The sequence below is a fragment of the Nocardia bovistercoris genome, from assembly GCF_015674855.1.
In the GTDB taxonomy this organism is placed as follows: Bacteria; Actinomycetota; Actinomycetes; order Mycobacteriales; family Mycobacteriaceae; genus Nocardia; species Nocardia bovistercoris.
In genome coordinates this window covers 206,340-222,039 of the sequence record NZ_JADMLG010000004.1, presented here as the reverse complement: position 1 = coordinate 222,039, position 15,700 = coordinate 206,340, and the positions used below count along the sequence as shown (strand labels likewise).

Below are 15,700 nucleotides of genomic sequence, written 5' to 3'. Positions count from 1 at the left end.
TGCAAGACGACCCGCAGGAGCTCATGCCGCGACGCCGCCCGACGCAGGAACGCAGCAAGCGGAAATTCGACGCGCTGCTGCAAGCGTCGCGGGAACTGCTGGTCGAGGTCGGTTTCGAATCGTTCACATGTGAGGAAGTCGCGGCGCGGGCCGAGGTGCCGATCGGCACCCTCTACCAGTTCTTCGCCAACAAGTACGTCATCGTCTGCGAGCTCAATCGCCAGGACCTGGTCGCGGTGTCCCAGGAACTCGCCGACTTCCACGGGGAGATCCCGTCACTGGACTGGCTGCGGCACATGAACCAGTTCGTGGATCACCTGGCCAACCTGTGGTTGACCGACCCGTCGCGGCGCGAGGTCTGGCTCGCCATGCAGTCCACCCCGTCCACCAGGGCCACCGGCGCCATCCACGAGAAGGAATTCGCCGAGGTGGTGTCGCAGATGCTGCGACCGCTCACCCCGCGCACGCCGCGCGCACGCCGCACCATGATGGCCGAAGTGCTTGTCCACGTGGTCTATTCGATGCTGAACTTCTCCGTCCAGGACGATCAGAGCAACGCCGAGGCGGTGTCGGAGCTCAAACGCCTGATGGTCGCCTATCTGCTGGTCGCCGAGAAGGAATCCCGCACCGCCAGCCAGGGCTGAATCGGCGGACGGACCTTTCGGTCCGCCCGCCGTCGATGGATGTCAGCCCGCGCGGCCCTCGATGAGGTCGGCGAGTTCGCCCGGGTCCTCGAGCACAACCATGGCCGCCGCCGTGTCACCGTCGTGGGTCAGCGACAGATGCACCCGCACGCGCGGCAGGAACTCCGCGGCGAGGCCGTGCAATTTGATGCTCGGCCTGCCCCACGCGTCGTTCACCACCTCGATCAGCGGATACGGGTTGTCGCCGATCTGCGGGCTGCGGGCGAACCGGGACGATGCCCAAGCCTTGAGCACCGCCTCCTTCGCCGCCCACCGCGCCGCGTAACTGCGTGCCGGATCGGTGCCCTTGCTCTGACAGTATCGCCGCTCACCGGCGGTGAAACTCTCCCTGAGCATGGTGGTCCCGACACGTTCGAGCTGTTCGGAGAACTCGGAGATGGTCACCAAGTCCAATCCGATACCGAGGATCGTCACAGACCGGCAGCCTACGACGCCGCGGGGCCGACCGGGGCGGAACCATCCACCCCGAGTTGTCCGGCGCCGCACCCGAAACCGTCCGCCCGGTACACACCTTCCCCGGACAACCGCGCCCGCGCCGACAACAGCACATCCGCCTCGAGCTGCCTGCTCGTCGCGGCGGGCGTGCCGTCACCGCCGAGGCGACGGTCGGCGGGACGCTCGTAGAGCGCGGAGCCGCCGCACATGGCCTCGGCGAAGCGCTGCCTGCCCGCGAGCTGCCGCTCCTGCGCCCGACGCTGGTACTCCTCGCGCCGCCCCGGCTCGATGGCCCGCACGAACGCCTCGGGATGCACGATCGCGAGCAGACCCGACACGTGGCCGAAGCCGAGCGAGGTCACCAGACCCGCCTTCAGCGGGAACCGCGCACCGAAGCGCAGCGGTTCGCGCGCCCACACCAGGTGCGGGTAGGCGAGCATCTTGTCGTCCACGCAGTCCAGGCTGCGGTTCGGCGGCACCACGCCCTGTTCGAGCACCTGGCACAGACCGATCATCTGGAACGCCGCCGCGCCGCCCTTCGCGTGTCCGGTGAGGGACTTCTGCGAGACGACGAACAGCGGGGCGCCCTCGGAACGACCGATGGCCGTGGCCAGCCGCTCGTGCAGTTCCGACTCGTTCGGATCATTGGCCGCGGTGGAGGTGTCGTGCTTGGAGACCACCGCGATATCGTCCGGGCCGACCCCGAGTTTGCGCAGTTCGGCGGCGAATCGGGAGTCACGCCCGCCGCGACCCGCACCGAGCGCGCCGAGTCCGGGCGCCGGGATCGAGGTGTGCACGCCGTCGGCGAAGGACTGCGCGTAGGCCACGACACCGAGCACAGGCAAGCCGATCTCGAGCGCGACGTCGCCGCGCGCCAGCAGCACCGTGCCACCGCCCTGCGATTCCACGAAGCCGCCGCGACGACGGTCGTTGGCGCGGGAGAAGTACCGGTCACTGATGCCCTTGGCGCTCATCGCCGCCGAATCCGCGGTCGCCGACATGTCGCCGAAGCCGACGATGCCCTCGATGCCGAGATCGTCGAAGCCGCCCGCGACCACCACGTCGGCCTTGCCGAGGCGGATCTTGTCCACGCCCTCCTCGACCGAGACCGCCGCGGTCGCGCACGCCGCCACCGGATGCACCATGGCGCCGTAGGAGCCGACGTAGGACTGGACCACGTGGGCCAGCGCCACATTCGGCAGCGCCTCCTGCAGGATGTCGTTGGGCCGCGACTCGCCGAGCAGGTTGTCGATGTAGAGCGAGCGCATCGAGGACATGCCGCCCATGCCGGTGCCCTGGGTGTTGGCGACCAGGCTCGGATGCACCCAGCTCATCAGCTCGGCCGGACTGAATCCGGAACTCACGAACGCGTCGACCGTGCAGGCGATGTTCCACAGCGCCACCCGGTCCACCGAGGACGCCATGTCGGCGGAGATGCCCCAGATGGTCGGATCCCAGCCGGTGGGGATCTGCCCGCCGACGGTGCGCGACAGCTTCGCCTTGCGCGGCACCTTGATCTCGGTGCCCGCCTTGCGGGTCACGGTCCAGTCGCCGGAGTCGGCGACCGGGGTGATCACGGTGTGCTCGGGATCGCTGGCGTGGAAGGCGCGCGCCTCGGCCTCGCCGCCGACCGTGAACGACAGGTCCTGATCGAGGAAGACCGAGGTCATCAGCGGCGCGGTGTTGTCGACCATGGCACCGTCGTCGACGTAGCGGCGCACGCCGCAGCGGGTGACCACCGCGTCGTGGTAGCGCTCGACCAGTTCGGATTCGGGGACGTAGTCACCGGATTCGGCGTCGTACCACCCCGGTTTGGGATCGTTCTCCCAGGTCACCATGCCGGTGGTCCACGCGAGTTCCAGCACGCCCGCCGCCGAGAGCCGGTCCTCGACCTCGACCTCGAAACGGGTGCGCGAGGAACCGTACGGGCCGAGTTCGCCCGCGCCGACGATGACGACCATGTCGGACAGGTCGACGCTCACCTCGCCCCATTCCGGAACGGGCAGCGCCGAACTCAGGGTCGGCGGTGCTGGCAGCGCCGCGATGGTCGCCGCGGCGGACTCCGGCGCGACCTCATCGGCCGCTTCCTCGGCGGCCTGCTTGGCCAGCGCGGGCAGGTCGAGCTTGGCCCTGGCGAGTCCGCCGGTCAGATCGATCTGCTGCGGCCCGGACGAGGTGACGAGGCGGGCGCGTTCGGTGCACCACTTCAGCAGTTCGTCGGCCATCTCGACGGTCGACCAGGTCTGCACGCCCGCCTTCTCGACGGCGTTCACCATCGGATCGTTGTGGCCCATCAGACCGGTGCCGCGCACCCAGCCGATCAGCGCGTGCACCAGGGTGACCCGCGCGGACCACGACTTCTCGGCCCGCCACTTGGCGACCACCGCGTCCAGCGCGGCCTTGGACTCGCCGTAGGCGCCGTCACCGCCGAACATGCCGCGGTTGGGCGAACCCGGAAGCACCACATGCAGTTTCGCGTCGACATCGTGGTCGGCGCCGAGCGCGGACAGTCCGCCGATGAGGCGTTCCACCGACCACAGCAGGACCCGCATCTCCATCTCGGCGCGCGCACCGGCGTCGGACAGGTCGCCCGCGACCCGCGGCGCCGCGAACGGCAGCAGCATGGTCGGCGTCATGGCGTCCTTGGTCTTGACCTTCGCGCCCCCCGCGTTGTCGACCTGTTCGGCCCCGACCCACTCGATGAGCGCGTCGATGTCCTGGTAGGACGCCATATTCGCGGGCACGACCCACAGCGCCGCCCCTTGCCTGGCGTGCTCGCGGTACAGCTTGCGGTAGAAACCGAGCCGCTCGTCGTCCAGCCGCGAGGTGGTGACGATCACGGTGGCCCCGCCGCCGAGCAGCCGACCGGTCACCGCGGCCGCGATGGATCCCTTGCTCGCGCCGGTGATCACGGCGATCTCGCCTGCCCACACGCCGGGCGCCTCGGTGCTCGTCGCGACCTCGGCGATGCTCTCGTAGACGCCCGCCAGTACCGACCTGGCCTCGTGCTTGGCCCGCTCGCGCCACCAGTTCGCCTGCGCGGCAACGGCTGCACCCGCACCGACGAATCCGTCGATCGCAGTATCCACGGTGTCCTCGCCGAGCCACAGCCGGGCGAGGTCCTCGCGGGCGGTGGCCCAGCGGTCGTCGATCAGCACCGCTTTGCGCGCGTCGAAGGCCGGGGCGACCAGTCGCGGCCAGTCCGAGCCGAGTTCGGCCGAGACCAGGTCGACCAGCGACTCGTCGGTCTTCTCGCCCGCCGAGACCTGCTCGGCCAGACCGAGTTCGTTCAGGATCACGCGGGCCGCCTTGGCGAGCACGCCATCGCGCCCGGTGATCTGCTCGGTGAACTCGCCGAGCGCCGCGGCGTCGACCGTGCCGCCGCCACCGCCACCGGCGGCGGGCAGGGTCACGGTGACACCGCGCCGCGCCGCGACCGCCTGCACCGCGGCGTCGATGGCCGCGTCGACGCTCGCGGCGTCGGCGAGCGCGCCACCGACGAGTCCGCCGAGGTCGCCGCCGCGCACGCTGGCGCCCTCACGGGTGCCGAGCGACACTTCGGCGGTGACGTGATGTCCCCATCCGTCGCCGAGCTCCCACACCTTCTTGACGCGTTCGGCGATCGCGGCCGGACGCTTGCCCGAGGGGCCGAACACCTTGCGCAGGTGGTCGCCGATGGAGTCCGACAGCACCGAACCGAACGGCTTGTAGGTGCGGGCCAGACGCTCGACGGTGACCGAGAGCGCGCCCATGTCGGCGTCGGCGGCGCCGTCGATCGCACCGAGCGACAGTTCCGCGCCGAGGTCGACCAGCAGCTGGTTGCGGCGCGACGACACGCCGTCGCACAGTCCTTCGATGGTGTCGACCGGGCCGATCTGATCGAGCCGCAGCTTCGTCCACAGCGCGATCAGCACGCGGGTGGCGTCGGCGGCGCTGAACACGATGTCGTCGGGACGCGGACCACCCGAGGCGGCCACGGGGGCCGGGGCGGGAGCTGTGGCTGCCGCGGGAGCGGCGGTGGCGGTGGGCTCGACAGTCTCCTCCGGCTCGTCGGCGGGCGCCGGATCGGTATCGGTGGAGTAGACGACCCCCGCCTCGCGCTCGATATTGAGCACCTCGACGGTGACGGTGCCGAAGCTCGGCAGCTTCAACGTCTGGCTCGCCAGGTTCGCCACGGTCGGGGTGGCGCCGAGACCGATCTCGACGAACCGCTCGACCCCGAGTCCGCCGTGCGCGGCGTCGGTGAACAGCAGGTCCTGGGTCTCGATCCAGCGCACCGGGCTCGCGAACTGCCAGGCGAGCAGCTCGATCAGCACCACGCGGCACAGCTCGGTCGGGCGCGCCGACCAGCTGTCGAAGTCGGCGAGCACCGCCGCGAGCGGCTCCGAGGGCACCAGATCGGCGATCTCCTGCACGAACGCGCGCTCCAGCGAGAACGGCCTCGGCACCAGGTTCGGGATGTAGCGTCCGACCAGGATCTCCGGGTGCAGGTCCTCGGGCAGCAACTGCGCCAGCTTCTGCCGGAATTCCGGCACGCCCTTGCGCAGCACCGTCGAGTGGAACGGCACGTCGATGCCCGGCACCAGGATGAACGCCCGCTTGCCGCCGAATTCCGCACGGCGACGGTCGATCTCGGCTTCCAGCGCCTCCAGGCCGGCGACCGTGCCCGCGATCGCGTACTGCGAGCCGCGCAGGTTCAGGTTCACGACCTCGAGGAATTCACCGGCCGCCGCGCCGACGCCCGCGACGAAGGACACGACGTCCTCGTCCGGCAGGCCGATCTGCGAGGGACGGATCGCGGCCATCCGATAGTCGCTGCGGCCCTTGGCATCACGCGGCACCAGCTGGTGCATCGCGGAACCGCGCTGGAACACCACCTCGAGCACCGCCTCCAGCGGCAGCACGCCCGCCACCGCGGCCAGCGCGTTGTATTCGCCGACCGAATGTCCGGCGAGCATGGCGCCGTCGACCATGGCGCCCGCCTCGCGCAGTTCGGCGACCTGGGCGACGCCCAGGACAGCCATCGCGACCTGGGTGAACTGGGTCAGGTGCAGCACGCCATCGGGGTGCCGGTGCTCGACACCGCGGGCCTTGAGGTAGACGGGGTTGTCGCGGACCACGGCAAGGATCGAGAACCCGAGCGCCTCGCGGGTGTGCTTGTCGGCACGGTCCCACACCGCCTTGGCGGCCTTGGAACGGGAACGCGCGTCCAGACCCATGCCCTTGCGCTGGATGCCCTGGCCGGGGAAGGCGTAGACGGTGCGCGGTGCGGCGGTGCGGCCGGTCGCGGTCATCACCAGGTCGCCGCCGACGCGGCAGGACACCTCGACGATCTCGCTGCCCGCGTCCACCGCGATCCGCTCGACGCGCACGTCGATCCGGTCGCCGAGGCGGACCATGCCGAGGAACCGGGTGGTCCACGCCGTCAGGGTGCGAGCGGGCACCGAACTCTCCGGGTCGACCGCCGATACCGCGTGCTGCGCGGCGGCCGAGAGCCACATGCCGTGCACGATCGGGCTGCCGAGTCCGGCCAGTTTGGCGGCGGATTCGCTGGTGTGGATCGGGTTGTGGTCACCCGAGACCGTGGCGAACGCGTGCATGGCGCGCGGCGCGACGATCGTGACATCGCGACGCCTGCGCCGCGGGGTGTCGGCGGCCTGCTCCGAAAGTGTGCCCGCGGCGCGCGGCGGATCGGACAGTTCACCCGCGCCGGTGCGGCCGCGGATGGCGAAACGCTCGGTGAGGGTCGCCACGGTGGGCATGGAAAGGCCGGTCTCGACCTTGTCCAGCATGCCGGTGATCCGCACCCGAACCTCGACCACGCGACCGAGGTCGGTGTCGACGGTCTCGCCCGCCTCGGCGCGCACCACGAGCACGCTGGTGTCGGCGGGCAGATCGCCTTCCAGGCTGATCCGGTGGTCCAGATGGACCAGGTCGAGCATGCCCTCGATGACGCTCGCGCCCTCGGCGGTGCGGGTGGCGCCGAGCACCGCGAAGACAGCGGGCCAGCAGGCGCCGACGAGCACGTCGGGCACGGTGCGACCGAGAGTGCTCAACGCGGCGGGCAGACCCGAACCGGTGACACCGGCGTGGTCGGCGATCAGATCCGGGGTCCACGCCACGTTCAGGTGCGCGATCCCGCCCTTGACCTCGGGCAGGTCCTGTCCCGCCGCGACCGCGAGCAGCGCCGACATGGCCGCGTCGGCGTCCTCCTCGGTGACCACGGGCGCGCCGCCGTTGTAGGCCGACACCGGGACGGTCAGCCTGATGCGCACGGTGTCGCGGCCGAGCAGCGGCACCGCGAGTTCGACATAGGACTCGTCAGCGGCGGGTCCGGTGGTCTCGACCAGGGTCGCGCCGGTGCGCGGATGCACAGCGCCCTTGCCGTCGACCGTCCATTCGGACACCTCGCCGAGGCGGTGCACCGGGTTGATGGTGGTGCGTCCGGCCCACTGCACGTCGGGCGCGGCCAGCACGGTGCCGATCGACCCGCCGGTCAGCGCCGCGCGTCGCGCGTCGACAACGGCGGGCACGACACCCGCGCGGACCAGGCTGTACGCGGTGTCCTGTTCGAACCGGTCGAGCAGCTCGCCGACGGGCTCGTCGACGCGGGTGATGCCCGCGACCGCGACGGTGCCCGGAATGACGCACACCTGATCGGCGCTGTAGCGGGGATCGTGGGCCTGCCACAGCGAGTCCGAACGCCACCAGCGACGCACGTCGGCGTCGACCACGGGGACGAAGTTCACCGGCTTGCCCGGGATCTTGCACAGGGAGACGAAGAACGGCACATCGGCGGGATGCAACAGGGTCTTCTCGGTGGACGGATACCGCTCGCGCAGACGGCAGATCGCGTCGACCGGCCGCTCGAATTCGGTGTCCGCGGCGAACAGCGACTCGATCTCGCCGTGATCGGCCGCGTTCAGGCGGGATTCGGTGCGCCGCACCATTTCCGCGAACCGGTCGCGCCAGGTGATGTCCAGCCACACCGAACGGGTGGCGTCGATGATGGCGTCGCCGATATCGCTGCCGCAGTCGAAGTCCTTGCGCCGATCCAGGCCGACGGCCAACTCGACATAGCGCTCGAGCCATTCCAGGTAGGTCATGGTCGCGACATCGCCGAAGTACGGCTTGGCGGTGGAGTTCAGCGCGGCGACGATCTCCTCGCGACGCCGCGCGACCGCGTCGGCGTCGCCCGCGACCTCGTCGAGCAGGCGCCCGGTGCGCGAGGCCGCGTTGTCGATCTCGTGGATGTCCGCGCCCAATTGGCTACGGCCCGAAGCCATGCCGCCGACCGCCGTACCGGCGCCGACCCATTCCGGCGTACCGGGCGTATCGACGAGCAGCTGCTTCACCTCGGGGGTGGTGGTCGCCTCGAGGGTCGCCATGGCGGCGGTGCCGACCAGGACGCCGTCCAGCGGCATCACCGGGTAGCCGTGGGCGGCCGACCATTCGCCGGTCAGGTATTCGGTGGCCCGCTCGGGCGTGCCGATGCCGCCGCCGACGCACACCACGACATTGTCGCGAGAGCGCAGCTCGGCGTAGGTCTCGAGCAGCAGGTCGTCGAGGTCCTCCCAGGAGTGGTGGCCGCCCGCCTTGCCGCCTTCGATGTGCATGATCACCGGGTAACCGGGGACCTCGTCGGCGATGCGGAGCACCGCGCGGATCTGCGCGACCGTACCCGGCTTGAACGCGACGTGGCTGATCCCGACCTCGGTGAGCTCGTGGATGAGCGCGACCGCTTCCTCCAGCTCGGGAATGCCCGCCGTGACGATCACGCCGTCGAACGGTGCGCCCGCGCCGCGCGCCTTCTGCACCAGGCGCTTACCGCCGAGCTGCAACTTCCACAGGTACGGGTCGAGGAACAGCGAGTTGAACTGCACCGCCCGCCCCGGATGCAGCAGCGTCTTCAGCTCCGCGACCCGATCGGCGAAGATCTGCTCGGTGACCTGACCGCCGCCCGCCAGCTCCGCCCAGTGCCCCGCGTTCGCGGCCGCCGCGACGATCTTGGCATCCACCGTGGTCGGGGTCATGCCCGCGAGCAGGATCGGCGACCGGCCCGTCAGCTTGGTGAACGAGGTCTCGACCACGATGCGCCCGTTGGGCAGTCGCACCGGACGCGGCGCGAACGCCGACCACGGCGCGGCCACCGTCGGCGCGGCGCCCGGCGTCAGCAGACTCCGCTGCCCCGCGCGCGTCGCCGCCGCGACCACCCCGACACCCGAACCCTTGAGCGACCCGCCGGTCACCCGGCTGAGCAGATCACCCGGTCCGAGGTCGAGAATCCACTGCGCCCCCGAGGCGACGACACCGTCGACGACCTCGACCCAGTCGATCGGATCGACCAGGATCTCCTTGGCCAGCTCCTCGGCCAGTTCCCGATCGAGCCCGCACTGCGCGGCCCAACCGCCGACCAGGTCGACGGTCTCCCCGAGCGCCGGATGGTGGAACGCCACATCCACGGGCAGGTCCTCGAACACCGGCGCGAACACCGCGCCGCCGAACTGCTTCGCCTCACGCGCGCGACTCTGCTCGTCGTGGATCTCCGCGCAACGCGCACGCACCCGATCGATCTGATTCGGCGTACCCGACAACACGACTCGCCTGCGCCCGTTGCGGATCGAGATCACCGCCGCGGCGTTCGGATCGACGCCCTCGGACACCTCGGCCAGCACCGCGCGCAGCCGCTCAGGATCAACATTGGACACCGCGACCATCGATGAACGCTCGCCCACCGGCATCAGCCCGCGCCGCCGCGCCACCAAACCGCCTGCCGCACCGATCAATTGGGCGAAAGCGAGCAGTTCCGCGTCGCGCGCGCCGCCGGTGGCCACCGCGGTCGCGGCCAGCACACCCTGCGAATGCCCGACCACCGCGACCGGCGCGTGCTCGGCCGGATCGAGCCCCTGCAACCGCAGCGCCCGCAGCGCCGCCAGCTGCGCGAGCAGCACGCCGGGCATCGACACCGCCGCACTGCGCAGCACCGTGTCCGAAGGCGCTCCTGATCCCTCCGCCGCATCGGGGTCGGCGAGCTCCTGCTCCAGCATCCACCCGATGGGGTCGAATCCGACCGGCCGAACCACGAGCAGTTGCCGCGCAACGGGTTCCAGCAGCGCGGCCGCCTCGTTCACCAGCTCGGTCAGCTCCGGCTCGAGCGCGCTGTCACGCCCGATCTCCTCGAGTTCGCCCAACCACTGCGCTCCCTGTCCCCCGAAGGCGAGCGCATACGGCGCGCCGCCCAGAAGACGATCCAACAGCGGCGCCCGCACCCCATCCTGCTGGGCGGTGACCTTGGCGCTCGCTCCGGTCCCGGTCTCGGTGCTCTCGTTGATCGTCAAGGCGCTATCGACTTTCTCTCTCGGCGACCTGCCCCGTCCGGCACGTCGCTCCCTCCGGTTCGCATCCACTTGCGCGACCTTCTAGGTCTGTTATCGGCGAGGATTCCACAAAATCATGAGGAAATCCTCACGTTCTGCCCGTCGGCGAGCCCCCTACCCCCGGTATTCGAGCACGCCCGTACCAGAACCAACAGAAACATGACCCCTCCTCATGTTTGAACCCGCTGGTCCATCCGGTTACCAACGCGTACGAAACATGAGCACCCCTCATATTGACCGTTATCAAACCGTTATAATCCCAGGTCGGGTTACCGACGAGTACGACACTCGCCACATGTTCTTCGCGATCCCGGTCAAGCCCGGTAGAGTTTGCACGGTCGTACCATCAAGCGCGAGTGGCGAAATTGGCAGACGCGCCAGATTTAGGTTCTGGTGTCCACGGACGTAGGGGTTCAAGTCCCCTCTCGCGCACAGCTCCCCGTCATCCACGACGGAGGCGCGCGATCCCCTCTTCGCCACCACGGCCGATCAGAGATTCCACCACCTGACCTGCGCCGATCGGCAACACACCCGCGATTCCACGCCGCCGCCAATGTATGCCGAATGCTTGCTGACGGAAGCGATGAGCGATGATCTCCCCGGTCATCCCGTTATGGCAACAGTTGCAGGAACCTGTTCCAGGACCACAGGTCACGAACCGCGTGGTCCGTCCCCCCGACAGCGAGTTTCGGCTACGGAACCCGCACCGCGGGCACCAACGAGCCGAACCATGACCGACACCATCCTCAAGACGCTGGACTAGCAACCGAACACCCGTCCCGAATTGACATGCCGCGACACCAGTGCTTTGCAAGCCCCCTGCTCCCGGCACCGAGGTCATGGTCACGGAGAGCGAACTTCCTCCAGCACAATCTCGAATACCAGGTCGACGACCGCGAGCGCCCACACCACATCGGCAGGCACGGCCGCGCCCCCGACACCCGGGTATCCACCTTGCGGATCGTCACTCACGAAGTTTCGCTGGAAGCCGGGAGCAGAGGCGCCATCGCGTCCTGTCGAGATCCGCTGTCAGGATATGGATTTCGATACGGATCCCACGGATTCACTCGGACCGACGACCGGTCGACGGCATAATCGATCGGTGGGGGAAGTACACGAACATCAGTCGACGATCGCGATGCTACGAGCACGTCGGATCGACACCGACCCGCACGAGATTCTCAGGGCCGAGGATATCCCGACCAGACGGCACGAGTGGACGGACGCACCGCTGCGGTGCTCGGACTGCGACGCCGTCGTGCAGCCGGTCTACTCCCCGCCCAAGGAACGCCGCCCGCCCGTCCGGCCGTACTTCCGTCGCAAGCCATATCGCGACGGCGGCAACGAGCACGAAGCGGGCTGCATCTTCAACATCGACGAGCGGATCCGCGTGATCAGCGACAGCAGTGCCGACACTCTGGTGCGGGATCGGCCACGTGACGGCCGTCCGCAATACCGGCTCGTGCTACCCGAGGCGTTCGGCCCGTCCGCTCGATACGAGAGCATCGGCGGCGGAAGCCGAACAGTCGCCGACAAACTCACCACCGTTCTCAACACCGCGACGAAGATCGCCGCCCTCATCGAGGACTACGCCGATCGCGATGTCGACCCGAACATCGAATGGGTCGCCGAATGCCGCGGCGAACGGGTGCCATGGCTGCACTTCCTCTACACCCCGCAACGGATCTTCAACCTACGCAGCCGATTACGACCCGACGGCACGGACTTGGCCCATCCCGTCGCCGTCATCTTCCTCGCACAAAAGTCCCCGCGGAACAAGTCGCCACGCCCCCGATCGGACAGCTACCGCGCCGCTTCCTACGCCTTGCTGCCCGAACCCGACGAGCCCCATCAGGAAAGGCTCTACGTCACCGGGAAGAGCGATCTGATCGAGCACGCCTTCGCAGACGGACTGGGCCGGTTCTACATCGCCTACGGTATGTGGCGACGATCCACCCACCAGTTCCTCGACGCACCGCGACTGAGACTGCGGGTGGACCACCTCACCCAGGTCGCCCGCATCCCGGACACCATCGGCAGCGTCGCACCCACACGGTGGAAAGACTGGCGCCGCACCCGAACCTGACCACCCCGGCGCTGAAATGTCTACTTCAGCTTCCCCCGCTCTCACGGAGGGCTCCGATTCGTGGTCCATACGACCGGAACGGAATTTTCAAGGTGGATGAGACCAGTCGGCTGGTACCAGGGGCGCATCGCGCCAGGACCTCGACGACCGGACAGCCTTGGGTATCATTCGTAACACGAAGTGCCGCAATGGAAGCGGAGCAACTGAGTAGCGACTGATCTGTTCCGATCGTCGCGATGAGGGGGATGACGTGGTCGATCCGGGTCTCATAGCCGTGCTGATCCGCGATTCACCCGATGCGCCCTTCCGGGATCGCACCGCGGATGTCTCGGATGCGCACGGGGAAGCGAATGCGATTCGGGTCACATTCAAGGACGGCGGAAGCTTTCGTTATGGCCGACAGCGTGTGCTGATTCTGAGCAATCCCGATGTGATTGCCGCAGGGCCGGAGTTCCGGATCGAGGTCGACGGGCGGCTCGTCGAAGATGCGACCTCGGCCTGCTATTTCAATGGGTGGGGGCAGGGATCGTGGCATGTCTTCTACGGCACGGCAGGCAGATTCAGCGTGCGGGCGCCGGATCAGGTACGTATCGTCCGGGACGGAGGCTTCGATGACGGCCCGGCGGCGATACTCGCCTATTGGAAGGCTATCGCGGTGCGGTTGCCCGAAGGCGGGCGCACTTTGCGTGACATGCACGGCAAAGGGTTGCCGGTGCATCCTGACAGCGCGTTGGCCAGGTATCTCGATGCCGCGCCGATCGAACCTGTCGAGCGCCCCGACTCACCGCCGCTGTACCCGTTTCACACGAACCTGAGTCAGCGCGCGGCCATCGATTGCGCACTGCGACACACGATCTCGGTGATCGATGGGCCGCCCGGTACGGGCAAGACACAAACCATACTGAATCTCATCGCCAATATCATCGTGGACGAGTCCAAGACGGTGGCCGTGGTCTCGTCCAACAATGCGGCGGTGGACAACGTCCACACCAAACTCGTCAAGGCCGGATTCGGTTACGTCACGGCCAATCTCGGGAACCGTGAGAAGAGGATCACCTTCCTGGGGACGCAGGACAGCCGGAATCAGGTGGTCGAGCAGCTGCGGGGATCGCCCGCGCGGGCGGTGCGTCGCGCCGAGGAGATGGCCGCGCTCGACGGCCGCCTACTCGGTCTGCGCGAGCGCGAGCGCGAACTCGCGGAGTTGCGGACCGAACTTGCCGCGTATCGGTTGGAGTACAGCCACTTCAGTGGATACCTGGAACGTCACGAGCTGCCGGATCAGGAGCGACTCCCGGTCCTGCGGTGGCGATCGGCCAAAATCCTCGCATTCATCATCGCCACCGATCCGGACTTGGCGCGCACCAGCGGGATCGCAGGGACGATCCAACGGATCGGGAACTTCTTCCGGTATCGCTCGATGCGGTTCGCGGACGCACGCGACATCGATGTGATCCTGCGCCTGCAGCAGCTCTACTACGAGAAGAAGATGGCCGAGCTCGAACAGCGGATCGACTCGATCCAGAAGTCGTTGGAACACCGAGAGTTCGATCGGCTGGCAGAGGAGCAACGCGAGCAGTCCGAGGAATGGCTGATCGAACAACTACGTCGACGCTACGAGCACAGCCCTACTCGCCGCTACGACTCCCGATACCAGAGGAATTGGCATACTTTCAGCCGCGACTATCCGGTGATCCTGAGCACCTGCCACTCCTTGCAGAACAGCATCGGAGCGGGTCGTCTCGTCGACTACCTGATCGTGGACGAGGCATCGCAGGCCGATTTGCTCTCCGCCGCAGCGGTATTGGCCTGCGGCCGTAATGTGATCGTCGTCGGTGATCTGCGCCAGCTGAAACCCACCATCGATGAGGAGAAGCCCTATCCGCTCGCACCGAACGCCGCCTACGACTACCGAGAACACAGTCTGCTCTCCTCGTTGACAGCCCTGTACGGCGACCGACTGCCGCGGGTGATGTTGCGCGAGCACTACCGATGCGATCCGGCGATCATCGGCTTCTGCAACCAGAAGTTCTACGACGACCGCCTGGTCCCGTTCACCCGTGTTACCGACGGCTACCCGGCGATGATCCTCGCTCGCACCGCCGAAGGTAATCATATGCGACGGGTCCGAGGAAGTGACAAGGTCGAGCGGATCAACCAGCGGGAGATCGACGTCATCGAGCGCGAAGTGCTGCCACGGTTCTGCACGGAATTCTCAGCCGACCAGATCGGAGTGACCACACCGTATCGGAAGCAGGCGAACCGCGTGACCGACGCGCTCATCGCGAGTATCGAATCGGATACCGTGCACAGCTTCCAGGGCAGGGAGAAGGAAGCGATCGTGATGACCACGGTTCTCGACGAAACTCGCAGCGGCCGTCGCGGACTGGAGTTCGCCGACAGACCGGAACTGGTCAATGTGGCGGTTTCGCGAGCGATGAAACGCTTTGTCCTGGTGACGAATTACGACATGCTGCCCACGAGTCGAAATCTACGTGACCTGATCGGCTATATCCGATACCAGAACCCGAACAAGGAGATCTTCGACAGTTCGGTGGTGTCGGTCTTCGATCTGTTCTATCGCGACTACTCTGCCCGCCTGCTACCGATAGCCTCCCGAATCAGGGAAGAGTCGCCGCATCAGACGGAGAACATCATGCGAGCCGTGCTGGAAGAGGTCCTGGAGGACGACCGATTCCAGGGGATCCGCTTCGCCGAACAGGTGATTCTGAAGAATCTGCTGCCGGACACCGAGCGACTCACGACCGAACAGCGTCGATTCGTCGGACATCGAAGTGCATCGGTGGATTTCGACGTATTCAACAGCGTCACCAAGGAACGCGTCTGTGTGATCGAGGTCGACGGCTTCAGTTATCACGAGGCCCGGCCCGAGCAGCTTCGCCGCGATGCGATCAAAGACGCGATCTGTGCCGCGTACGGAATTCCGGTACTTCGGTTTCCCACCACCGGCAGTGCGGAGATCGAACGGCTGCGCCGTGAACTCGCGATCCTGACAACGGCTCGCGCGGGGACAAGCGCCGAGAGGTGACGGTCCCGGTCTGCGATCGTACCCAGGCAGCATCGTTCACCGGCCGAAGCCC

Annotated in this window: 5 protein-coding genes and 1 tRNA gene; 4 read left to right on the top strand and 2 right to left on the bottom strand. The window is 67.8% G+C overall.

Features of this window, described 5'->3' with window-relative positions:
- The first annotated feature begins 23 nt into the window (after nucleotides 1-23).
- Nucleotides 24-644, top strand: coding sequence for a TetR/AcrR family transcriptional regulator (locus IT779_RS12080; RefSeq protein WP_232541712.1), 621 nt, complete (start codon nucleotides 24-26; stop codon nucleotides 642-644).
- A gap of 42 nt (nucleotides 645-686) precedes the next feature.
- Here IT779_RS12080 and acpS read toward each other — a convergent pair whose 3' ends face one another.
- Nucleotides 687-1,118, bottom strand: coding sequence for a holo-ACP synthase AcpS (acpS, locus tag IT779_RS12075; RefSeq protein ID WP_196149359.1), 432 nt, complete (start codon nucleotides 1,116-1,118; stop codon nucleotides 687-689).
- Between the two features lie 11 nt (nucleotides 1,119-1,129).
- Nucleotides 1,130-10,477, bottom strand: a complete 9,348-nt coding sequence (locus tag IT779_RS12070) for a type I polyketide synthase (RefSeq protein ID WP_196149358.1) — start codon at nucleotides 10,475-10,477, stop codon at nucleotides 1,130-1,132.
- A 389-nt stretch (nucleotides 10,478-10,866) separates the two neighbouring features.
- Between IT779_RS12070 and IT779_RS12065 the strand changes: the two genes are divergently transcribed.
- From IT779_RS12065 to IT779_RS12055, 3 genes are all read left to right on the top strand, one after another.
- Nucleotides 10,867-10,948, top strand: a tRNA-Leu gene (locus IT779_RS12065).
- A gap of 670 nt (nucleotides 10,949-11,618) precedes the next feature.
- The gene (locus IT779_RS12060) at nucleotides 11,619-12,602 is read left to right on the top strand and encodes a hypothetical protein (protein WP_196149357.1); all 984 of its coding nucleotides are present in this window, start codon (nucleotides 11,619-11,621) and stop codon (nucleotides 12,600-12,602) included.
- A 406-nt stretch (nucleotides 12,603-13,008) separates the two neighbouring features.
- On the top strand, nucleotides 13,009-15,648 hold the full coding sequence (locus tag IT779_RS12055; protein ID WP_196149356.1) for an AAA domain-containing protein: 2,640 nt from the start codon (nucleotides 13,009-13,011) through the stop codon (nucleotides 15,646-15,648).
- Nucleotides 15,649-15,700 lie beyond the last annotated feature (52 nt).